Origin of the sequence: Micromonospora avicenniae (assembly GCF_900156065.1) — a bacterium.
Classification (GTDB): Bacteria; Actinomycetota; Actinomycetes; order Mycobacteriales; family Micromonosporaceae; genus Micromonospora; species Micromonospora avicenniae.
Map to the genome: position 1 here is coordinate 235,021 of NZ_FTNF01000002.1, position 21,837 is coordinate 256,857.

18 protein-coding genes and 1 pseudogene are annotated in these 21,837 nt (G+C 73.6%); 6 read left to right on the top strand and 13 right to left on the bottom strand.

The genetic code is table 11. From position 1 onward, the window contains the following. Positions 1–23 precede the first annotated feature (23 nt). Complete coding sequence (locus tag BXA10_RS04370) at positions 24–1,532, bottom strand: glutamate synthase subunit beta (protein ID WP_076467774.1); 1,509 nt, start codon at positions 1,530–1,532, stop codon at positions 24–26. Next, positions 1,525–6,231, bottom strand: a complete 4,707-nt coding sequence (gene gltB / locus BXA10_RS04375) for a glutamate synthase large subunit (RefSeq protein WP_076467776.1) — start codon at positions 6,229–6,231, stop codon at positions 1,525–1,527. The genes BXA10_RS04370 and gltB overlap by 8 nt, the downstream gene beginning before the upstream one ends. A 146-nt stretch (positions 6,232–6,377) precedes the next feature. Here gltB and BXA10_RS04380 point away from each other — a divergent pair, with 146 nt between their 5' ends. Next, positions 6,378–7,223 (top strand): GNAT family N-acetyltransferase, encoded by an 846-nt coding sequence (locus BXA10_RS04380; protein ID WP_076467778.1) that lies wholly within the window; start codon positions 6,378–6,380, stop codon positions 7,221–7,223. A gap of 103 nt (positions 7,224–7,326) precedes the next feature. On the opposite strand, the gene BXA10_RS04385 is transcribed toward BXA10_RS04380, so the two are convergent. After that, on the bottom strand, positions 7,327–8,514 hold the full coding sequence (locus tag BXA10_RS04385) for an FAD-dependent oxidoreductase (protein WP_076467780.1): 1,188 nt from the start codon (positions 8,512–8,514) through the stop codon (positions 7,327–7,329). Positions 8,515–8,531: 17 nt separating this feature from the next. Then, entirely contained in the window at positions 8,532–9,713 is a 1,182-nt protein-coding gene (gene lgt, locus BXA10_RS04390) for a prolipoprotein diacylglyceryl transferase (RefSeq protein WP_076467782.1), read from the bottom strand. 102 nt (positions 9,714–9,815) lie between these two features. Here lgt and BXA10_RS04395 point away from each other — a divergent pair, with 102 nt between their 5' ends. After that, positions 9,816–10,316 carry an NUDIX hydrolase gene (locus BXA10_RS04395; protein WP_076467784.1) on the top strand — a complete coding sequence of 167 codons (501 nt, stop codon included), beginning with the start codon at positions 9,816–9,818 and terminating at the stop codon, positions 10,314–10,316. A 138-nt stretch (positions 10,317–10,454) separates the two neighbouring features. Here BXA10_RS04395 and BXA10_RS04400 read toward each other — a convergent pair whose 3' ends face one another. Further along, the gene (locus BXA10_RS04400; protein WP_076467786.1) at positions 10,455–10,937 is read right to left on the bottom strand and encodes an RrF2 family transcriptional regulator; all 483 of its coding nucleotides are present in this window, start codon (positions 10,935–10,937) and stop codon (positions 10,455–10,457) included. Between the two features lie 109 nt (positions 10,938–11,046). Here BXA10_RS04400 and BXA10_RS04405 point away from each other — a divergent pair, with 109 nt between their 5' ends. Further along, a complete protein-coding gene (locus tag BXA10_RS04405) occupies positions 11,047–12,390 on the top strand; it encodes an NAD(P)/FAD-dependent oxidoreductase (RefSeq protein WP_245828128.1) in 1,344 nt (447 codons plus the stop codon). A gap of 99 nt (positions 12,391–12,489) precedes the next feature. Here the strand turns inward: BXA10_RS04405 and trpA are convergent, their stop codons facing one another. The 3 genes from trpA to trpC are packed head-to-tail and all read right to left on the bottom strand — an operon-like array spanning position 12,490 to position 15,369. Continuing rightward, complete coding sequence (trpA, locus tag BXA10_RS04410; RefSeq protein WP_076467788.1) at positions 12,490–13,293, bottom strand: tryptophan synthase subunit alpha; 804 nt, start codon at positions 13,291–13,293, stop codon at positions 12,490–12,492. Then, a complete protein-coding gene (gene trpB, locus BXA10_RS04415; RefSeq protein ID WP_076467789.1) occupies positions 13,293–14,528 on the bottom strand; it encodes a tryptophan synthase subunit beta in 1,236 nt (411 codons plus the stop codon). The genes trpA and trpB overlap by 1 nt, the downstream gene beginning before the upstream one ends. A 37-nt stretch (positions 14,529–14,565) precedes the next feature. Further along, positions 14,566–15,369 (bottom strand): indole-3-glycerol phosphate synthase TrpC, encoded by an 804-nt coding sequence (gene trpC, locus BXA10_RS04420; protein ID WP_175649107.1) that lies wholly within the window; start codon positions 15,367–15,369, stop codon positions 14,566–14,568. Positions 15,370–15,843: 474 nt separating this feature from the next. On the opposite strand from trpC, the gene BXA10_RS04425 reads away from it, so the two are divergent. After that, entirely contained in the window at positions 15,844–16,110 is a 267-nt protein-coding gene (locus BXA10_RS04425; protein WP_076468271.1) for a hypothetical protein, read from the top strand. Here the strand turns inward: BXA10_RS04425 and BXA10_RS04430 are convergent. From BXA10_RS04430 to BXA10_RS04445, 5 genes and pseudogenes are all read right to left on the bottom strand, one after another. Next, positions 16,103–16,684, bottom strand: a complete 582-nt coding sequence (locus BXA10_RS04430) for a Trp biosynthesis-associated membrane protein (RefSeq protein ID WP_076467792.1) — start codon at positions 16,682–16,684, stop codon at positions 16,103–16,105. The genes BXA10_RS04425 and BXA10_RS04430 overlap by 8 nt on opposite strands. Before the next feature lie 114 nt (positions 16,685–16,798). Then, positions 16,799–18,352, bottom strand: a complete 1,554-nt coding sequence (locus BXA10_RS04435; protein WP_076467794.1) for an anthranilate synthase component I — start codon at positions 18,350–18,352, stop codon at positions 16,799–16,801. A 43-nt stretch (positions 18,353–18,395) separates the two neighbouring features. Beyond that, complete coding sequence (gene hisI, locus BXA10_RS31995; protein ID WP_076468273.1) at positions 18,396–18,827, bottom strand: phosphoribosyl-AMP cyclohydrolase; 432 nt, start codon at positions 18,825–18,827, stop codon at positions 18,396–18,398. A gap of 186 nt (positions 18,828–19,013) precedes the next feature. Further along, positions 19,014–19,703 (bottom strand): annotated as a pseudogene (locus tag BXA10_RS32000) (phosphoribosyl-AMP cyclohydrolase); the annotation flags it as partial. Positions 19,704–19,791: 88 nt separating this feature from the next. Further along, entirely contained in the window at positions 19,792–20,199 is a 408-nt protein-coding gene (locus tag BXA10_RS04445; protein ID WP_076467796.1) for a MerR family transcriptional regulator, read from the bottom strand. Positions 20,200–20,323: 124 nt separating this feature from the next. Here BXA10_RS04445 and BXA10_RS04450 point away from each other — a divergent pair, with 124 nt between their 5' ends. Together BXA10_RS04450 and BXA10_RS04455 are read left to right on the top strand one after the other, a co-directional pair. Further along, positions 20,324–21,085 carry an ABC transporter ATP-binding protein gene (locus BXA10_RS04450; RefSeq protein ID WP_076467798.1) on the top strand — a complete coding sequence of 254 codons (762 nt, stop codon included), beginning with the start codon at positions 20,324–20,326 and terminating at the stop codon, positions 21,083–21,085. Beyond that, positions 21,082–21,837 carry an ABC transporter permease gene (locus BXA10_RS04455; protein WP_076467800.1) on the top strand — a complete coding sequence of 252 codons (756 nt, stop codon included), beginning with the start codon at positions 21,082–21,084 and terminating at the stop codon, positions 21,835–21,837. The genes BXA10_RS04450 and BXA10_RS04455 overlap by 4 nt, the downstream gene beginning before the upstream one ends.

Genomic DNA, 21,837 nt, shown 5'->3' on the forward strand with positions numbered 1-21,837 from the left:
GGCTGAGGTGGCCCGGCCCCGCGTCAGCGGGCGGCGAGCGGCTGGGCGGCCGGGTCGACCGGGGCCGGCAGCGTCCCGCCGCCACCGAGGTACGCGTGGACGGCCGCAGCCGCCGCCCGCCCCTCGGCGATCGCCCAGACGATCAGCGAGGCTCCCCGGTGCATGTCACCGGCGACGAAGACCCCGTCGGCGTCGGTCTGCCAGTCCGGCCGCGCGTCCACCGCGCCACGCGCGTTGCGGCGCACCCCGAACTGGGCCAGCAGCGGCTGCTGCTCGGTCCCCTCGAAGCCGATCGCCAGCAGCACCAGGTCGGCGGGCAGCTCCCGCTCGGTACCGGGCACCGGGGTGACGATGCGCCGGCCGTCCCGCTTCTCCACGGTCACCTCGACGATCCGGACGGCCCGTACCTGCCCGGTGCCGTCGTCGACGAACTCCTGCACCGCGACCGCGAAGACCCGCTCGCCACCCTCCTCGTGCGCCGGGTAGCTGCGCAGGATCCACGGCCAGGTCGGCCACGGGTCGCGAGCCTCGTCGCGGGCCAGCGGCGGCTGCGGGTAGAGGTCGAGCTGGTGCACGCCGGCCGCCCCCTGCCGGTGGGCCACCCCGAGGCAGTCCGCGGCCGTGTCGCCACCGCCGATGATCACGATGTGCTTGCCGGCGGCGTCGATCGGCGTACCGTCGGGCAGCACGGCCTTCGCCGGCCGGCCGCCGCCGGCCGCCGCGACCACCCGGTTCGACGCGACCAGGTGCTCCATGGCCTGGTGTACGCCGCGAAGCCCCCGCCCCGGAGTCTCCGGGACGTCCCGGCCGGCCAGCGCGCCGCAGGCCAGGAGCACCGCGTCGTGCCGGTCCCGCAGCTGCTCGGCGGTCACGTCCACCCCGACGGCGACGCCGGTGCGGAACTCGACGCCCTCGGCGGCGAGCTGCGCCAGCCGTCGGTCGATGTGCTGCTTCTCCAGCTTGAAGTCCGGGATGCCGTACCGGAGCAGACCGCCGAGCGCGTCGTCCCGCTCGTACACCGTGACGGCGTGCCCCGCGCGCGCAAGCTGCTGCGCCGCGGCGAGCCCGGCGGGGCCGGAGCCGACCACGGCCACCGAGCGGCCGGTGGCCCGCGCCGCCGGTCGCGGCCGCAGCCCGTCCCGGGCCACCGCCGCGTCGGCGATCTCCACCTCGACCTGCTTGATCGTCACCGGGTCACCCCCGCCGATGCCGAGCACGCAGGCGGCCTCGCACGGGGCCGGGCAGAGCCGGCCGGTGAACTCGGGGAAGTTGTTGGTCGCGTGCAGCGACGCCACCGCGGCGTCCCAGTTGCCGGTACGGACCAGGTCGTTCCAGTCCGGGATGCGGTTGCCCAGCGGGCAGCCGTCGTGGCAGAAGGGAATGCCGCAGTCCATGCACCGGGTGGCCTGCTCGCGGATCAGCTCCTCGCCGGCCGGCGGGTACACCTCGCGCCAGTCGGAGATCCGCACCGGCACCGGCCGGCGGGCCGGCATCCGCCGCGGATAGCGCAGGAAACCGTTCGGGTCAGGCACGAGCCACCTCCTGGGCGGCCGCCCGCGGCGCGGGCGGCACCGGCATGGACGAGGGCGCGGGTTGCGCCGCCGGAGCGGCTGACGCCGCCAGCGCGCTCATCACCGCGTCGTCGACGTCACGGCCGGCGGCTTCGGCGGCCCGCATGATCTCCAGCACCCGGCGGTAGTCCCGGGGCACCACGGCGACGAACTCCGCCACCGCCTCCGGCCAGCGTTTGAGCAGCTCGGCGGCGATCGCCGAGTCGGTCTCGGCGAAGTGCCGCTGCACCAGCTCGTGCAGCACCGCCTGCTCCTCCTCGCGCAACGGCGTGAGGTCGACCATCTCGGCATTGACCTGGGCCCGGTCGAGCCGATGGACGAACGCGGTGCCACCGGACATACCGGCGGCGAAGTTGCGTCCGGTCGGACCGAGCACGACCACCGTCCCGCCGGTCATGTACTCGCAGCCGTGGTCGCCGACACCCTCGACGACGGCCACCGCGCCCGAGTTGCGCACCGCGAAGCGCTCCCCCACCCGGCCGCGCAGGAACAGCTCACCGCCGGTTGCGCCGTACAGGATGGTGTTGCCCGCGACGATCTGGTCCTCGGCCCGCTGCCCGGCTGCGGCGTCCGGGTCGACGAACGGAGCGGCCGGATCCGGACGGACGATGATCCGGCCGCCGGAGAGCCCCTTGCCGACGTAGTCGTTGGCGTCGCCGGTCAGCCGCAGGGTCACCCCACGCGGCAGGAACGCGCCGAAGGACTGCCCGGCGGTGCCGTGCAGCGCGACCTCCACGGTGTCGTCGGGCAGCCCGGCGCCACCACGACGGCGCACCACCTCCCCACCCAGCATCGCGCCGACGCTGCGGTGGTCGTTGCGGATGGCCAGCTCGACGCGGACCGGTGTGCCGTCGCGCAGCGCCGGCTCGGCGAGCCCGATCAGCTCGTTGTCCAGCGCCCGGTCCAGGCCGTGGTCCTGCGCTCGTACGCCGCGGCGGGCCGCGTCCGCCGGCAGCTCGGGCAGGTGCAGCACCGGCGCGAGGTCGAGCCCCTGCGCCTTCCAGTTCTCGATGGCCGGCACCACGTCGAGCAGCTCGCTGTGCCCGATCGCCTCGTCGATCGAGCGGAAACCCAGCTCGGCGAGGTAGCCGCGGACCTCCTCGGCGAGGAAGAGGAAGAAGTTCTCCACGAACTCCGGCGTGCCGGTGAACCGCTCCCGCAGCACCGGGTTCTGGGTGGCGATACCCACCGGGCAGGTGTCCAGGTGGCAGACCCGCATCATCACGCAGCCCGCGACGATCAGCGGCGCGGTGGCGAAACCGAACTCCTCGGCGCCGAGCAGCGCCGCGACAAGCACGTCCCGGCCGGTCTTGAGCTGGCCGTCGACCTGGACGGTGACCCGGTCGCGGAGGTTGTTCAGCAGCAGCGTCTGCTGTGCCTCGGCGAGCCCCAGCTCCCACGGCGTACCGGCGTGCTTCAGCGAGTTCAGCGGTGACGCGCCGGTGCCGCCGTCGTGGCCGGAGATCAGGATGACGTCCGCCTTGAGCTTCGCCACCCCCGCCGCCACGGTGCCGACGCCCACCTCGCTGACCAGCTTGACGTGCACCCGGGCCGCGGGGTTGACGCACTTCAGGTCGTGCACCAACTGGGCGAGGTCCTCGATGGAGTAGATGTCGTGGTGCGGCGGCGGTGAGATCAAGCCGACGCCGGGAGTGGCGTGCCGGGTCCGGGCGATCCACGGCCACACCTTGTTGCCCGGCAGCTGCCCGCCCTCACCGGGCTTCGCCCCCTGAGCCATCTTGATCTGGAGGTCGTCCGCGTTCACCAGGTACTCGGTGGTCACCCCGAACCGGCCGCTGGCGATCTGCTTCACCGCCGAACGGCGGGCCGGGTCGTGGAGCCGTTCGGCGTCCTCGCCGCCCTCGCCGGTGTTGGACTTGCCGCCGAGGCGGTTCATGGCGACCGCCAGGGTCTCGTGCGCCTCCGCCGAGATCGAGCCGTACGACATCGCACCCGTGGCGAAACGCTTCACGATCTCGGTGGCCGGTTCCACCTCGTCCAGCGGCACTGGCGGGCGCACGTCGGCGCGCAGGGCGAACAGGCCACGCAGGGAGCCCGAGTCGGCCGCCAGCGCATCGACCTTCGCGGTGTACCGCTTGAAGATGTCGTACTGGCGGCTGCGGGTGGCGTGCTGCAGCAGGAAGACCGTCTCGGGGTTGAACAGGTGCAGCTCGCCCTCGCGGCGCCACTGGTACTCGCCGCCGACCTCCAGCCGCTCGGCGGCGGGGGCGCCGGGCGCCGGCCAGGCGAGGGCGTGGCGGGCGGCGACCTCGGCGTGGATACCGGCCAGCCCGATGCCGCCGATCTTGCTGGGCGTACCCCGGAAGTAGCGCTCGACCAGGCGGGTGTCCAGCCCGACCGCCTCGAAGACCTGCGCGCCGCAGTACGACGAGACCGTCGAGATGCCCATCTTCGACATGATCTTCAGGACGCCCTTGCCGAGCGCCTTGACGTAGTTGCGGACCGCGGTGGCGGGCTCCACCCCGACCAGCGCCCGCGTGGAGATCATGTCCTCCACCGACTCGAAGGCCAGGTACGGGTTGACCGCCGCCGCGCCGTAGCCGATGAGCACCGCCGCGTGGTGCACCTCGCGGCAGTCACCGGACTCCACGACCAGCGCCACCTGGGTACGGGTCTGCTCCCGGACGAGGTGCTGGTGCACCGCCGCGGTCAGCAGCAGCGACGGGATCGGCGCCAGGTCCGCGTTGGAGTCGCGGTCGGAGAGGACGAGGATCCGTACGCCGTCCTCGATCGCCTCGGAGACGTGCCGGCAGATCTCGGTCAGCCGCGCCTTGATCCCGGCCGCGCCCTCCCGGATGCGATAGAGCCCGGAGACCCGGACGGCCTTGAAGCCGGGCAGGTCGCCGTCCTCGTCGATGGAGAGGATCTTGGCCAGCTCGTCGTTGTCGATCACCGGGTACGGCAGCACGATCTGCCGGCAGCTCGCCGGACCCGGATCGAGCAGGTTCCCCTCCGGCCCGATCCGGGAGCTGAGGCTGGTGACCAGCTCCTCCCGGATGGCGTCCAGCGGCGGGTTGGTGACCTGCGCGAAGAGCTGATGGAAGTAGTCGTAGAGCAGCCGCGGCCGGGTGGACAGCGGCGCGATCGGGGTGTCCGTGCCCATCGAGCCGATCGGCTCGGCCCCGGTACGCGCCATCGGGGCGAGCAGGATCTTCAGCTCCTCCTCCGTGTAGCCGAAGGTCTGCTGGCGGCGGCGTACCGAGTCGTGGGTGTAGACGATGTGCTCGCGGGCCGGCAGGTCGGTCAGCTCGATGAGCCCGGCGTGCAGCCACTCCCCGTACGGCTGCGCGGCGGCCAACCCGGCCTTGATCTCGTCGTCGTGCACGATCCGCCCGGCGGCGGTGTCGACGAGGAACATCCTCCCGGGCTGGAGCCGCCCCTTCGCGACCACCCGGGCCGGGTCGAGGTCGAGCACGCCCGCCTCACTGCCGAGCACCACGAGCCCGTCGTCGGTACGCCACCAGCGCCCCGGACGCAGCCCGTTGCGGTCCAGCACCGCGCCGACGATCTCGCCGTCGGTGAAGGCGACCGAGGCGGGCCCGTCCCACGGCTCCATCAGGCTGGCGTGGAAGCGGTAGAAATCGCGCTTGTCCGGGCGCATGCCCGGGTCGTTCTCCCACGCCTCGGGGATCATCATCAGCACCGCGTGCGGCAGGCTCCGCCCCGCGAGGTGCAGCAGCTCGAGGACCTCGTCGAAGTTCGCCGAGTCGGAGGCACCCGGAGTGCAGACCGGGAAGATCCGCCGGATGTTGCCGGGCAGGTCCGGGCTGCGCAGCAGAGCCTCACGTGCCTGCATCCAGTTCCGGTTACCGCGGATGGTGTTGATCTCGCCGTTGTGGGCGATGAACCGGTACGGGTGCGCCAGCGGCCAGGACGGGAACGTGTTGGTGGAGAACCGGGAGTGCACGAGCGCGATGGCGCTCGCCAGCCGCTCGTCGGTCAGCTCGGGATAGAACGCCGGCAGCTGGTCGGGGGTGAGCATCCCCTTCCAGACCATCGTGCGCGCCGACAGCGACGGGAAGTACGCCGGCACGCCCCGCTCGGCGGTCTCCCGCTCGGCCTGCTTGCGCAGACAGAACGCCACCCGGTCCAGCTCGACCCCGTGCAACGGCGAGCCGGCCGGCCCGGCCGGTGCGTCGGTGAGCCGACGGGCGGCCAGGAAGAGCTGCCGGATCCGGGGCATCGCGGCGAGAGCCGTCTCGCCGAGCCCGCTCGGGTCCACCGGCACATCGCGCCAGCCGAGCACCTCGGCCCCTTCGACCAGGGCGTACTTCTCGACGACGCGACGGGCGAGGGCCTCGGCCGCGTCGCTGTCGGGCAGGAAGACCAGGCCCGTGGCGTAGTCGCCGGCCGGCGGCAGCGGGAAGTCCACCACGGCACGCAGGAACGCGTCCGGCACCTGGATCATGATGCCCGCGCCGTCGCCGGTGTTCGGCTCGGCGCCGCGCGCGCCCCGGTGATCGAGCCGGCACAACGCGGCGAGACCGTTCGCGACGACCGTGTGCGAGCGCCGGCCGTGCAGGTCGGCCACGAAGGCCACGCCGCAGGCGTCGTGCTCGAACGCGGGGTCGTACAGCCCGGCCGTGGGCCCCCCGGGGCCGTGAGTCGGGACCGGCTGCTGCGGGTACGGAAGGGCCACCGGGCCTCCTGTCGTCACTCAGGGTGGATCATGGTGGGGACGACGTCGGCCCGCGTGGGTCTATTGAGTCTACGTTAGGGCGCGACGCGCAAGGCCAGTCCAGATTGATCACACCTTCCAGAGTCTGGGACAGGTAGTCTCGCGCGGTGGATCCTGCGCACAAGGGCCTCTTCGACCGGCTCGAACACTTCTACGACGCGGTGCCCCGTGACGCGGCTCGTGTCGAGGAGCACGGCGCTCTGGTGCTCTTCGTCCGCGACGGAGCCGGATTCCCGTTCTACGCCCGCCCCCGGCTGGGCACGCCCGACCCGCCCTCGCTGGCCGACGTCAATACGGTCCGGGAACGGCAACGGGAACTGGGCCTGCCCGAGGCGTTCGAGTGGGTGCACGAGATCACGCCGGAGTTCCTGCCGGTGGCCCGCTCGGCAGGGTTGTCCGTGCTGGAGGCGCCCCTGATGGTGCTCGACCCGCAGGCGCTGCCCGACCCGGCGACGCTCGGTGACGTACCGGTGCGGGTACTCGAACCGGACGCGCCCGACTTCGCCGCCGCCGTGGCCGCCCGGCGGGCCGTCGCCGCCGTGGCGTTCGCGTACGGCGGCACGGCCCGGGGCGAGGCCGGACCGGCGCAGCGGGACGCGGCCGTCGTCGAACTGGATAACGCCGCGCTCGACGAGGAGCGCGCCCGCATCGCGGACGGCCGGCGGCTCACCGCGCTGGCCGGTACCCCCGCCGAGGGGACGCTCGCCAGCGGGATGGCCATGCGGGTGGACGGCGTCGCCGAGATCGCCGGAGTGGGAGTCCTGCCCGCCGCCCGCCGTCGCGGGCTCGGCGCGGCGGTCACCGCGGCGCTCGCTCGCGAACTGCTCGCGGCCGGCACCGACGTGGTGTTCCTCTCCGCGGGCAGCGAGGAGATCGCCCGCGTCTACCTACGCGTCGGTTTCCGCCGCATCGGCACCGCCTGCATAGCCGAACCCGCCGCGCTGATCTCCTGACCCGGCCCGCCCGCGACGCCGAGGCACCGGTCCGACCCGGTCCGCCCGTGACGCCGGGGCACCGGTCCGACCCGGTCCGCTCAGCCGGGCCGGGACGGGTCGGTCAGGTCGGGGGACGCCACTGGGCCGCGTTGGTGGCGGCGGTGTTGATCAGCCGCGGCGTGAGCGTGCCCAGCGCCGCGTCGCGGGCGCGCAGCGCCAGCCGGCCCCGGGCCTGCAGCACCGCCGACATCCGGCGGGTCTGCCGGACCATGCCGGCCGCACGGGGCCGGCGCACCCGGTCGTACGCGGCGACGGCGTCCGGCAACGTCGACTCCCGCAGCAGCCCGGCGAGGGTGGCCGCGTCCTCGAACGCGAGGCAGGCGCCCCGCCCGAGGTGGGGCGGCATGGCGTGCGCGGCGTCACCGAGGAGCACCACCCCACCCGGGCCGGCCGGGAAGCCGTACGCGCGCGGCAGCGGGCGCAGCTCGCGGATCTCCTGCTGGACCAGATCGGCCGGGTCGGTGGCCTCGAGCAGTTCCCCGATCGGGGCCGGCCAGCCGGCGTACCAGCGGCGCAGCAGCGCGAGCTGGGTCTCCGGCGGCTCGGGGCGGGCCGCGCCGGCCGCGGTGGCCACCCAGTAGATGCCACCCCGGGTGGAGCCGCCCGACGACCCCCGGTCGCCGAGCGAGGCGGAGACGAAGCGGTAGCCGGCACCGAGCACCTCGCCGCCGACCCGCTGGCCGGTGGGCAGTTGGGGCGCCCGGTACCACGGGATGACCGCGCGCCACGCCGCCGAGCCGGAGCTGACCACCTTCGCGGCGGGTGCGAGCCGCTGACGGATCTGGCTGTCGGCGCCGTCGGCGGCGACCACCAGGTCGGCCTCGAAGGTCTGCCGGCCGTCCCCCACCGCCGGCCGCTCCCCCGCGTCGGCGCGTACGGTCCGCACTGTCACGCCGGTACGCAGCTCGACCCGGTCGCCGAGCCCGGCGATCAGGGCGTCGTGCAGGTCCTCCCGGTGCACCACGACCGGCATCCGATCGGCCGGCAGGGCCTGCGGCTGCACCAGCCAGTGCCCGTCGGGGCGCCGGATACCGCCGTCGGGCAGCGGGGTGGCGATCGCGTCGAGCCCCGCGCCGAGGCCGAGCGCCAGCAGCGCGCGCACCCCGTTGGGCCAGAGCACCACCGCGGTCGGCTCGGGGCGCACCCGGTCGGACCGTTCCAGCAGGGTGACCTGCCAGCCGGATCGGGCCAGCGCGCCGGCGACCGACAGGCCGCCGATGCCGGCGCCGACCACCACCGCGCTACGCATGGGGTCGCTCTCCTCCGTCAGCTCTCGCGGTCGGCCGGGCCGGGGCCGTTCGCGCCGGCCCGATCGTCCTCGCGGGGCGACTCGGCGTCGTCGCGGCGCGGCTCTTCGTCGTCGCGGCGCGGCTCTTCGTCGGCGGTGGCCCGGATCGCGTCGGCCTGCGCACCGGCCTCCGGTTCGGCGGGAACCGCGCCGGTCTCCTGGTAGGCCCGGAACTGTTCCTCGGTGACCACGCGGTAGCCGTCGGGCGCGGCGGGGCGTGGCCCGGCCTCGCGGGCCGAGAGGTCGACCTGGGAGACGTCGGACCCGGTCGGCGCGGCGGGGACCGTGGCGGGGGCGTTCAGCGGGATCATGTACTCGCGGGGACCGCGTACCCGCACGAAGTAGATCAGCGCCCCGAGGAAGACCAGCCCCGCGGTCCAGACGTTGAGCCGGACGCCGAGGATGGTGTTCGCCTCGTCGGTGCGCATCATCTCGATCCAGAACCGGCCGGCGGTGTAACCCATCACGTAGAGCGCGAACGCCCGGCCCCGGCCGAGGCGGAGCTTACGGTCGAGCAGGAACACGAGCGCCGCGACGCCGATGTTCCAGATCGCCTCGTAGGCGAACGTCGGGTGGAAGAGGCCCGGTTCGAGGATCGGCTGACCGGTGTCATCGCGCAGCGCGTGCCCGGGATTGTCCGGGTCCATCCGGTGGACCTGCAGGCCCCAGGGCAGGGTGGTGGGGCCACCGAACAGCTCGTTGTTGAACCAGTTGCCGAACCGGCCGATCGCCTGCGCGATGGGCAGACCCGGCGCGAGGGCGTCCGCCACCACCGTGAGCGGGATGCCCAGCTGCCGGGCGGCGATCCACGCGCCGATCGCGCCGCCGGCCACCGCGCCCCAGATGCCCAGGCCGCCCTCCCAGATGGCGAACGCCTTCATCGGGTCGCCACCGGCGCCGAAGTACTTTTCAGGCGAGGTGATCACGTGGTAGATCCGGGCGCCGATGATGCCGGCCGGGACGGCCCAGACCGCGATGTCCAGCACCGCACCCGGCGCCACCCCACGCCGGCGCAACCGGTATTCGGTCACCAGGCAGGCCACCAGGATGCCGACGATGATGCAGAGCGCGTACGCCCGCACCGGCAGCGGCCCGAGCTGCCAGACGGCGGTCGTCGGGCTGGGCAGGGCCGCCTGGGGGGACAACGAGGCGAGGGTCACGGTTGCACACGGTACCGCTGTGAGGCCCCGGAGTGGCACCCCGGGCGGAGCGTCGGGCCGTCGCGATGACTTCTGGTTTGCGTCGCCGTAGGCTCTTTGTCCATGAGTCGGCTCACCTGGGCGGTGGCCGCGGTCGTCACCGACGACACCGGCCGGGTGCTGCTCTGCCGGCAGGGCCGCGGCGAGCGCCCGCACGCGCTGCCCGGGGGACGGCTGCACCGGGCGGAGAGCCCGCTGCCCGCGGCTCTCCGGGACGTCCGCGTCGAGACCGGCTGGGAGATCGAGGTGGTCGATCTGGTCGGCCTCTACCAGCTGAGCGACCCGGCGCCGCCCGGGCGAGCCGGGCCGCCGTCGGACGTCCTGGTGCACGTGTTCCGGGCCCGGACGCAGGGCTCCGGGCCGACGGCCCAGCCGGCGGGAGGTTGCCTGATCTCCTGGCACGAGCCCGCCGCGTTGCCGGAGGCCCTCACACCGACCACCCGCGCGGCGCTCACGGACGCGCTCGCCGGCCGCTCCGGGGTGCTGCGCGCCACCCCCGTCCCGCTCCGCGCCCCCAACCAACGCGCTCAGCGACCACCGACAGAACCCGCCCCACACCCCTGACCACCCCCACCCCACCTCCACGCCCGGACGTCGCGCAAGTTCACGGAAAGAGTGCCCATCCGCGCCGGGATGGGCACTCTTTCCGTGAACGAGCGCGCCGAGGTGGGGGGTGGGGGGTGGGAGCGACGGGATGGGGGGTCAGGGGAGGGGGGAGCGCAGCCAGTCGCCGATCCGGGCCAGCACGTCGACGCCGTGGTCCTCGCCCACCGCGCTGCGCAGGTCGGCTATGGACACCTCCCGGAGCGCGGCGCGCCAGGCACGGTCGGCTGCGGTCATGGTGCGGGCGATCACGCAGGATACGGTGCAGTCGTCGGGCGACACGGCCAGCGGGCCCCGCTGCCGGATCTCGGTGCAGACGAACGTCGACCGGGGGCCCTCGATCGCCTCGACCACGTCCAGGACCGTGATCTCCTCCGGCGAACGTGTCAACACGTACCCGCCGGCCTTGCCCTGCACGGAGTGCATCAACCCCGCTCGGGACAGTGCCTGCAGGTGCTTGGCGAGGTACGTCGCCGAGACGCCGTGCAGCTCCGCCAGCCGGGCCGCGGGCACCGGGCCATCCGCCGCGGTGAGCGCCACGCAGCAGTGCAGCGCCGATTCGACTCCGCCGGACAGTCTCACGCTCTGAGCGTAACGACGGCGGTTGATTCGGACAACATCTATCCGAGTATTATTCGGATAGGAGTAATCCGAGTTTGCCGGCGGTACGTCCGGCGGAGGGGAAAACCCCGTGAACATCACGCGCAAGATACTGATCGTCGGTGGCGGCTACGCCGGCTTCTACACCGCCTGGAAACTCGAGCGGAAGCTCCGCCCGGGCGAGGCCGACATCACCCTCGTCGACCCCCGCCCGTACATGACGTACCAGCCGTTCCTGCCCGAGGTCGTGGCCGGCTCGATCGAGGCGCGGCACGCCGCCGTGTCGTTGCGGCGGCACCTGCGCCGCACCCACGTCGTCGCCGGAACGGTGACCGCGATCGACCACGAACACCGGGTGGTCACCGTGCAGCCCGCCATCGGAGACAGCTTCGAACGGAGCTACGACCTGATCGTCGTGACCGCCGGCGCCGTCACCCGGAAGTTCCCCGTGCCCGGCATCGCCGAGCAGGCGATCGGTCTCAAGCACGTCGAAGAGGCGGTCGCGATCCGGGACCGGCTGCTCACGGCGTTCGACCAGGCCGCCACCCTCCCGCCCGGGCCGCAACGCCAGCGGCTGCTCACCGTCACCTTCGTCGGCGGCGGCTTCTCCGGGGTCGAGGGCTTCGGCGAGCTGCTGTCCCTGGCGACCGCGCTGCTGAAGCGGTACCCCGAGCTGGATCGCGAGGAGCTCCGCTTCCACCTCGTCGAGGCGTCCGGCCGCATCCTCCCCGAGGTCACCGACAAGCCGGGACGCTGGGTGGTGCGCTCGTTGGAGAAGCGAGGCGCGAAGGTCCACCTCAACACCCAGGTGACCTCCGCGGTCGGCGGGCACGTGGTGCTCTCCACCGGCGAGGAGTTCGACTCGGAACTGATCGTGTGGACCGCCGGCAACGGCGCCAACCCGGTCATCAGCCGGCACACCGACCTTCCGGTCGACGGACGCGGCCTGATCGTCGTCCGGCCCGACCTGCGGGTCGGCACCGACGACGAACCGGTGCCCGACGCCTGGGCCGCCGGCGACGACGCGGCGGTACCCGACCTCGCCTCGCCCGTTCCGGGTGCGCGCACCGTGCCCAACGCGCAGCACGCCTACCGCCAGGGCAAGCTCCTCGCCCGCAACATCGCGGCCAGCCTGCACGGCAAGAAGCCGAAGAAGTACCTGCACCACAGCCTGGGCTCGATCGCGACCCTCGGTCTCGGCCGCGGCATCTTCCAGTACCGGGGCATCGTCATCACCGGCCTGCCGGCGTGGCTCATGCACCGGGGCTACCACGTGCTGGCCGTGCCCAGCTGGGAGCGGAAGTCCCGGGTCCTCGCGATCTGGCTGACCGCGGCGCTGTTCGGCCGCGACATCCTGTCGCTCGCCTCGGTGCAACGCCCCCGGGACGCGTTCGTCTCCGGTGGCGATCCGGCCGCCCACGCGGGCCGGGAATGACAACTACCAGTCGGACGGACGTCGTCCGCACTGGACCGGAAGACCCTGCGCGCCCGCCCGGCGCGCAGGGTCCGCGCGGCGTCGTGGCGTCGCGGCGGCTCAGCGAACGGGGTTACGAACACCCTCGGCGAGTTCGGCGCTGAGCGTACGCAGCGCGGCCAGCCCGGCGTCGAGGTCGGGGGTGTCGAGCAGGCAGCGGATCAGGGCGCTGCCCACGATCACGCCGTCGGCGTACCCGCCCACGGTGCCGGCCTGCGCCCCGGTGCCCACGCCGAGGCCGACGCCGACCGGGATCTCGGTGACCTCCCGGACCCGGGAGACCAGGACCGGCGCCGCATCGGAGGTCTGCGCCCGCGCTCCGGTGACCCCCATGATCGCCGTCGCGTAGACGAAGCCCCGGCAGTGCTCGACGGTCATCGCCAGCCGCGCGTCGGTGGAGGACGGGGCGACCAGGAAGGTGCGGTCCAGCCCGTACGCGTCCGAGGCGGCCAGCCACTCGTCGGCCTCCTCGGGGATGAGGTCCGGGGTGATCAGGCCGGTGCCGCCGGCGGCGTCCAGGTCGCGGGCGAACGCGTCGACCCCGTACCGCTCGATCGGGTTCCAGTAGGTCATGGTGACCACCGGCGCACCGGTGGCCGCGACCGCCTCGATGATGCGCAGCGTGTCGGCGGTGCGTACGCCGCCGGCGAGCGCGATGTCGCTGGCCTTCTGGATGACCGGGCCGTCCATCACCGGGTCGGAGTACGGGATCTCCACCTCGATCACGTCGACCCCGGCCTCGACCATCGCGGTCATCGCCGCGATGCTGCCCTCGACGGTGGGGAAACCGGCCGGCATGCAGCCGACCAGCAACGCCCGTCCCTCCGCCCGCGCCTTCTCGAAGGCGATGCCGATCCGGCTCATCACTGCTCCTTGCCGAGGATGCCGAAGTACTCGCCGGCGGTGTGCACGTCCTTGTCGCCCCGCCCGGAGAGGTTGACCAGGATGGTGGGCTCCCGGCCCAGCTCGGCCGCGAGCTTCGGGGCGATCGCGGCGGCACCGGCGAGAGCGTGGGAGCTCTCGATCGCCGGGATGATCCCCTCGGTACGGCAGAGGAGTTCGAACGCGGCCATCGCCTCGTCGTCGGTGACCGGCAGGTAGCTGGCCCGGCCGGTGTCGTGCAGCCACGCGTGCTCCGGCCCGACGCCAGGGTAGTCCAGGCCGGCGGAGATCGAGTGCGACTCGACCGTCTGCCCGTCGGCGTCCTGGAGCACGTACGTGCGGGCGCCGTGCAGGACGCCGAGCGAGCCACCGGTGATGCTGGCCGCGTGCCGGCCCGTGGCCAGCCCGTCGCCGCCGGCCTCGAAGCCGTACAACCGCACGTCCGGATCCCCGACGAAGGCGTGGAAGATGCCGAGGGCGTTGGAGCCGCCACCGACGCAGGCGGCCACCGCGTCGGGCAGCGCGCCGGTCTGGTCGAGGCACTGCTGACGGGCCTCGTCACCGATGCCGCGGACGAAGTCGCGCACCAGGGACGGGAACGGGTGCGGGCCGGCGGCCGTGCCGATCAGGTAGTGGGTGCCGTCGACGTTGGCGACCCAGTCCCGCATCGCCTCGTTCATGGCGTCCTTGAGCGTGCGGGAACCGGTGGTGACCGGGACGACGGTGGCCCCGAGCATCCGCATCCGGGCCACGTTCAACGCCTGCCGCTCGGTGTCGACCTCGCCCATGTAGACCACGCACTCCAGGTCGAAGAGCGCGGCCGCGGTCGCGGTGGCCACCCCGTGCTGCCCGGCGCCGGTCTCCGCGATCACCCGGGTCTTGCCCATCCGCCGGGTCAGCAGCGCCTGGCCGAGCACGTTGCGGACCTTGTGCGCGCCGGTGTGGTTCAGGTCCTCACGCTTGAGCAGCACCCGGGCGCCCAGCTTGGCGGAGAGCCGCTCGGCCGGGTAGAGCAGCGACGGGGTGCCGGCGTAGTCGCGCAGCAGGGCGGCGAACTCGGCCCGGAACGACTCGTCGGCCATGGCCGTGCGGTGCGCCTCGGTCAGCTCGTCGAGCGCGGCCACCAGGGCCTCGGGAACGAACCGACCACCGAGGCGGCCGAAGTGACCGGCCGCATCGGGATGGGAGCCGGTGGTGGCCAGCGCGTCGGCGCTCATAGCAAGATCCTCTCGGTGCTGGCGGGCCGGCGCGGGATCAGCGCACCGGACGGGGCGTGGCCGGGTGGTTGCCGGCGTTGACCAGCTCGGCGACCGCCTCCCGAGGGCTCTTCTGGGTGACCAGACCCTCGCCGACCAGGACCGCGTCGGCCCCGGCGGAGGCGTACCGGATGAGGTCGTGCGGGCCACGCACGCCGGACTCGGCGATCTTCACGACGCTGCTGGGCAGGCCGGGCGCGATCCGCTCGAACACCGAACGGTCCACCTCAAGGGTACGCAGGTTGCGGGCATTGACCCCGATGACCTGAGCGCCCGCCTCCATCGCCCGGTCGGCCTCCTCCTCGTCGTGCACCTCGACCAGCGCGGTCATGCCCAGCGACTCGATCCGCTCCAGCAGCCCGACCAGTGCGTTCTGCTCCAGCGCGGCGACGATCAGCAGCACCATGTCGGCGCCGTACGCCCGCGCCTCGTGCACCTGGTAGCTGGAGATCACGAAGTCCTTGCGCAGCACCGGAACCTGCACTGCCGCGCGGACCGCGGCGAGATCGTCCAGCGATCCGCCGAACCAACGCCCCTCGGTCAGCACGCTGATCGCCCGTGCGCCACCGGCCGCGTAGTCGCCGGCCAGGTCCGCCGGGTCGGCGATCTCCGCGAGCTGACCCTTCGACGGCGAGGAACGCTTCACCTCGGCGATCACCGCGACACCGGGCCGCCGCAGGGCCGCGTACGCGTCCAGCGGCGGTGGCGCGGCGGCGGCCGACTCCCGGATCCGCTCCAACGGAACCCGTTCCTGTCGGCGGGCGACGTCCTCGCGCACCCCCGCCAGGATCTCGTCGAACACGCTTACGGACGCTGCCGAATCGGCCCCGTCCCCCTCCGCGTGCGCATGCTCAGCAGTCACCAACGGACTCCCCTCTCCGGGTGTCATGGGCCGATGCTAGGCGGCTCCACCTGGCACCAGACGGCGGGGGTATGGCGCTGCTCACGAAACGGCCTGCGGCATAATGGCCGACCTGCCGTGAAGGGTCTGTCACGCAGCGCCACCTCCATCACCCGCCGCGTCCGCGCCGGAAACCCCCGAATCGCATCGATGCGGACCCATCGACCACGCCCGGGAGCGACCCGGGGGATCGATCCATGTTCACCGATTCTGTGAGGAAGCTCAAAACCGGACGGCCCTGCCCTGGTCCCGACGCCGAACAGGCCGTTGATGCGACGGACACCACGGCGAAACGTGAGCCGGTGAGCATCGATGTCGGGCAGACTCGATAGCGCGCTGCCCCAGCCCTCGCCAGACTCCTCGTACGGGGTGACCATGAGCACTGCCGGCCCGAACCCGAACATCGGCCTGACCACCATCTCGCGGACCGTCGCGTCCCTCGCCGTCGGCGTGGTGCACACGCTGGAACGCGCGGTCGTCGGCGAGGCTCGGACGCGCACGGCCCGCGGCAACGCCTGGGAGGCGGTCTGCGCCGACCGGGCCCGGGCCGACCGGCGTGCCGAGCTGAACCGACTCGTCGCCGAACTGGCCGCCACGGGCGCCGCCGCCCGGCAACAGCGGGAGCGGCAGCCGATCAGTTGACCGTCGGGTCCTCGCCCCGGTCCAGCGCGTCCCACGCCTCGGTGGTGCGCCGGCCGGTGACCGGGCCCGCGGCACCAGACGGCGCGGCGCCGCTGCGCGCCGGCCGCTCGTAGCGGGCCCCCATCGCCGGCCAGGCCCGTCCACGCAGCGCCGTCAGCAATCCACCCGCACCGGCCAGCAGACCACCGACCAGGCAGAGCGCCGGCCACTGCCGGCTCACCGCCCCCTCGAACCCGGCCGCGAGGCCGTAACCGCCACCGATCGCGACCGCCAGCCCGAGCAGGGCGAGCAGGCCACCGAGGAACTGACGCACCCGGCCCCGGGTGGCGAGCACCGCTCCCCCACCGGCCAGCCCGACCACCGCCAACGCGGACAGCCACGGCAACAGCGCGGTACCGGTGCGGGCCACCCGCTCCGGCGGCAGCGGCGACGGCCGAACGGTCAGCTCGACCGACCAGGTCCGGGTCGCCGCCCAGAGCGCCAGGCCCGCGCCGGCCAGGCTGAGCAGCACGGCGTACGTCAACTCGCGCCGACCGGCACCGGCCCGCGCGTCCCGCTCCACCTCCACGCTCACCGGACCACCCTTCCGTTCGCGACTGCGGGGCTCCGCCGCGCTGCACTCCTCGCGCTCACCGGACCGCCCCTCCGTTCGCGACTGCGGGGCTCCGCTGCGCTGCACTCCTCGCGCTCACCGGGCCGGCCTCAGCGTCTCCGCGGCGGCGATGGCGGCGAGCACGGCGGCGGCCTTGTTCCGAGTCTCCTGGTCCTCGGCGGCCGGGTCGGAGTCGGCCACGACACCCGCGCCGGCCTGCACGTACGCGCGGCCGGCCCGGATCAGCGCCGTCCGGATGGCGATGGCCATGTCCAGGTCCCCGCCGAAGCCGAAGTAGCCGACGGTGCCGCCGTAGACGCCACGCCGGACCGGTTCCAGCTCCTCGATGATCTCCATCGCGCGCACCTTCGGGGCACCGGAGAGGGTGCCGGCCGGGAACGTCGCGGCCAGCGCGTCGAACGCCGTGCGGTCCTCCCGCAGCGTGCCGACCACGGTGGAGACGATGTGCATGACGTGGCTGTACCGCTCGATGGTGGCGAACTCCGGCACCTCGACGGTGCCGGGCTGGCAGACCCGGCCCAGGTCGTTGCGGCCCAGGTCGACCAACATGACGTGCTCCGCCCGTTCCTTCGGGTCGGTGATCAGTTCGGCGGCGAGGCGGGCGTCCTCGGCCGGGCTCGCGCCGCGCGGACGGGTGCCGGCGATCGGGTGCAGCAGCGCACGCCGCCGGCCGCCGGCCTCGGTGGTCACCTTCAGGTGCGCCTCGGGCGAGGAGCCGACGATGTCGAAGCCGTCGAACCGCAGCAGGTACATGTACGGGCTCGGGTTGGTGGTGCGCAGTACCCGGTAGACGTCCAGCGGATCGGCGTGGGTGGACCGCTCGAAGCGCTGCGACAGCACGATCTGGAAGCACTCGCCGGCCCGGATCGCCTCCTTGGCCACCTCCACGGCCTTCGGGTAGCCACCGTCGGGCGTCCGGCTCACCACGTCGCCCGCGGGCGGCCGGTCCACCGACGAGATCATCGGCGGGATCGGCCGGGACAGCGCGGTGGTCATCGCGTCGAGCCGACCCACCGCGTGGTGGTACGCCGCGGCGACCAGCTCGTCCCGCGCCGGCTCGTCCAGCGGGGGCAGGAGCGCGTTGGCCACCAGGATCGCCGAGCCGTCGTAGTGGTCGAGCACCACCAGGTCGGTGGCGAGCATCATGCCCAGCTCCGGCACGCCCAGGTCGTCCTCGGTCAGCTCGGGCAGCCGCTCGAAGCGGCGTACGAGGTCGTAGCCGAGGTAGCCGACCATGCCTCCGGTGAGCGGCGGCATTCCGCTGGCCGGATCCCAGGCCGGCCCGGCGAGAGCCGTGACGGTCTCCCGCAGCACGTGGACCGGGTCACCGCCGGTGGGCAGCCCGGCCGGCGGCCGGCCCAGCCAGGCGGCCGTCCCGTCCCGCTCGACGAGCGTGGCGCTGCTGCGTACGCCGATGAACGAGTACCGCGACCAGGTCATGCCGGCCGACCCGGCGCCCTGCTCGGCGGACTCCAGCAGGAACGTGCCCGGGCCACCGGCCAGCTTGCAGTAGACCCCGACGGGAGTCTCCGCGTCGGCCAGCAGCCGCCGGGTCACCGGCACCACGCGCCAGCGGGCCGCCAGCTCGGTGAAGGTCGCCTGATCGGGGCTGACCACGCCATCGGTCATGACCGCTGCCGCCTCCCGTCCACCCGCCGGAACGCCGCCGCACTCACGGCGCGTCCGCGCCGGTGACCGGCAGCTCTTCGAAGAAGCAGGTGCGGTGCCCGGTGTGGCAGGCCGCGCCGACCTGCTGCACGGTCACCAGCAGCGCGTCGCCGTCGCAGTCGAGCGCCACCGAGCGGACGTACTGGTGGTGACCGGAGGTGGCCCCCTTGACCCAGTACTCCTGGCGGCTGCGCGACCAGTAGGTGGCCCGCCCGGTGGTGAGGGTGCGGTGCAGCGCCTCGTCGTCCATCCAGGCGACCATCAGGACCTCGCCGCTGTCGTGGTCGCGTACCACGGCCGCCACCAGCCCGTCGGCGGTGCGCCGCAGCCGCGCCGCGACGGCCGGGTCGAGCTGCGACGGACGGGACGGGCCGGGCACCGGCGGCTCGCTCACTGGGACAGGGGCGCCGGTCACGGGCGCGTCAGGTACGGGCACAGTTACCCATTCTCCCGCACGCGGCGCGGGCACCGCCGACGCCTCCCGCCGAGGTCGGGGCGGACCGTCCGACGCCCGGGTGAGCTGGGCGACGTAGCTGTCCAACCGGCCGTCGAGCAGCGCCTCGGCGAGGTCCGTCCCGGCGGCCTCGGCGATCCGTTCGGCGTACGGTCGGATGAGCGGCAGCGACCCGGTGACCAGCCGGACGGCCGCGGCCCAGAGCTGCCCGGGAGCACCCGGGCGCAGGCCGAGGCAGAGCAGCATGTCCTCCCGGTAGCCGGGCGGGGCGACCGGGAGGTTCAGGGCGGTCTCGGCGGCGGCCCGGCGCGAGGCGACGCGTACCGACGGGTTGGCCAGCCGTAGCACCGACGGGCAGAGCCGGGCCAGGTCGGCGGCGGCGAGGCGGATCCCGAGATGGTCCCCGGCGACCCGGGCCCCGGCCACCTTGCCGAGCGTGGCGATCAGCTCCTCCAGCTGCGGCTCACCGGCCGGCTGGCAGAGCACCGGCAGGTCGATCCGGCGTCGCCAGTAGGCGTCCGCCCAGAGCAGCCGGGCCGGCGCTAGGACCGGCAGGCCGAACGCCCAGTCGGCCGGTTCGCCGAGCCGGGCCACCCAGGAGCGGACGTCCCGGGCGGCCACCGAGACGTGCGTGAGTCGGCCGGGCGTCCGGGCCAGGTACGCCCGCCTCGCCGCGTACGGCGCGCCGCCGACCAGCACGTCGAGGTCGACGTCGCTGTGCTCGGTGGCGGCCTGCCGGGCGTGGCTGCCGCGCAGCATGATCCCGACGACCGGCCGCTCGCCGAACCTCCGCAGCCGGGCCGCCCAGTCGTCGAGGAACCCGGCGTATGGCAACGGAGCGTGATCCACGTCCGCCATCGTGCCGTACCGGCGGTGTCCGATGCCGCACGCGGTGTCCGAATCAACGTCTCAATGACCGAGAGTTCTCATCGCCCGGCGTCTCCGTTCACCGTGCCACGCACACGGAGGGCTGGGACTCCTCCGCCCGGCGGTAAGCGTCGATCTTGTGGTCGAGCATCTTCAAGTCCTCCTCGAGCTCGGCCATCCGTGCCAGCACCCGCGCGCGGTGCGCCTCGAACAGCGCCCGCCGGGCAGCGAGGGTGCGGTCGCCCTGCCGGGCGAGCTCGGCGTAGCGGCGCATGTCCCGTACCGGCATGCCGGTGCGGCGCAACCGGGTGAGCAGAAAGAGCCACTCGACGTCGCCGGCGGTGTACCGGCGCCGCCCGGCCGAGTCGCGCCCGACCGGCGCCACGAGGCCCTCCTGCTCGTACCAGCGCAGCGTGTAGGTGGTGAGGCCAACCCGCTCGGCCGCTTCGCCGACGGTGAGGGTGCTCTCGATCGTGCTGATGTCCACGGCTCCCAGGCTTGCAGGCTTGCAGGTCTCCGGCTCGAGCGGGGTCGAAGTCAACTGTTGCGCGCGAGCGAGTAACTCACCTAGCGTTGAGTTTCAACGGGTGATGAATTTTTCGGGAGGAACGATGGAGGATGCGATAGTGCTCCGTGACCTGGTCGTCGACCGGGGGCGGCGGCGCGTGCTGCACGGCATCAGCTGCGCGGTGCCGCGCGGCGTGGTCGCCGGGCTGTTGGGCCCGAGCGGCAGCGGCAAGACCACCCTCATGCGCGCCGTGGTCGGGGTACAGACGGTCGGTGGCGGCACGGTGACCGTGCTGGGCCGCCCCGCCGGCTCGACCGACCTGCGCCGACGGGTCGGCTACCTGACCCAGGCGCCGAGCGTGTACGCCGACCTCACGGTGCGGGAGAACGCCCGCTACTTCGCCGCCCTGCACGGGCGCAGCCGGGCCGACGCCGACCGGGCGGTCGCCGACGTGGGCCTGAGCGCGGCGGCGGGGCAACTGGTCGGCACGCTCTCCGGCGGGCAGCGCAGCCGGGCCTCGCTCGCCTGCGCCCTGGTGGGCGAGCCGGAGCTGATCGTCCTCGACGAGCCGACCGTCGGCCAGGACCCGGTGCTCCGCGCCGACCTGTGGGGCCGCTTCCACGAGCTGGCGGCGAGCGGGGTGACGTTGCTGGTGTCGAGCCACGTGATGGACGAGGCGAGCCGGTGCGACCGGCTGCTGCTCATCCGGGAGGGACGCCTGATCGCCGACGACACCCCGGACGCGGTCCGCGCCGCCGCCGGCGTGTCCGACCTCGACGAGGCGTTTCTGCGCCTGATCAGGGCGAGCGAGGCCGGCTCCGCGGTGGCGGCCGGCGCGGTCGGCACCGGAGGGGAGGCGTCGTGAACCCGCGGATCCTGGCGGTCACCACCGGCCGCATCCTGCGCCAGCTGCGCCACGACCGGCGTACGGTGGCGCTGCTGCTGGTGGTGCCGGCGCTGCTGCTCACCCTCGTCTACTACATGTACGCCGACCAGCCCGCCCCGCCCGGTGGGGTCTCCACCTTCGACCGGATCGCGCTGGTCATGCTCGGCTTCTTCCCGTTCGTCATCATGTTCCTGGTGACCAGCATCGCCATGCTGCGTGAGCGCACGAACGGCACCTTGGAACGCCTGCTCACCACGCCGCTGGCCAAGGCCGACCTGCTCTTCGGCTACGGCATCGCGTTCGGGCTGGCCGGGGCGGTGCAGGCGACCGTCGCCTCGGCGCTGGCGTACTGGGTCTTCGACCTGAACACCGCGGGCGGCAGCGAACTCGTGATCATGATCGCCGCGCTGAACGCGGTGCTCGCGGTCGCGCTCGGCCTGTTCTGCAGCGCCTTCGCCCGCACCGAGTTCCAGGCCGTACAGTTCATGCCGGTCGTGGTCGCCCCCCAGCTGCTGCTCTGCGGGCTCTTCGTGCCCCGCGACGAGATGGCCGGCTGGCTGCAGGCGGTCAGCGACGTACTGCCACTGTCGTACGCCGTCGAGGCGTTGCAGGAGGTCGGCGCGCACGCCGAGCCGACCGGCACGATGTGGCGGGACCTGACGGTGGTCGTCGGCGCGACGGTGCTCGCGCTGGTGCTCGCCGCGGCCACGCTGCGGCGGCGCAGCGGCTGA

Bases quoted from the DNA above. Each gene is read 5' to 3' on its own strand.
- BXA10_RS04385 (WP_076467780.1), bottom strand. From the start codon at position 8,514: ATGCGTAGCGCGGTGGTGGTCGGCGCCGGCATCGGCGGCCTGTCGGTC.
- BXA10_RS04395 (WP_076467784.1), top strand. From the start codon at position 9,816: ATGAGTCGGCTCACCTGGGCGGTGGCCGCGGTCGTCACCGACGACACC.
- trpA (WP_076467788.1), bottom strand. From the start codon at position 13,293: ATGAGCCGGATCGGCATCGCCTTCGAGAAGGCGCGGGCGGAGGGACGG.
- trpB (WP_076467789.1), bottom strand. From the start codon at position 14,528: ATGAGCGCCGACGCGCTGGCCACCACCGGCTCCCATCCCGATGCGGCC.
- BXA10_RS04425 (WP_076468271.1), top strand. From the start codon at position 15,844: ATGAGCACTGCCGGCCCGAACCCGAACATCGGCCTGACCACCATCTCG.
- BXA10_RS04435 (WP_076467794.1), bottom strand. From the start codon at position 18,352: ATGACCGATGGCGTGGTCAGCCCCGATCAGGCGACCTTCACCGAGCTG.
- BXA10_RS04450 (WP_076467798.1), top strand. From the start codon at position 20,324: ATGGAGGATGCGATAGTGCTCCGTGACCTGGTCGTCGACCGGGGGCGG.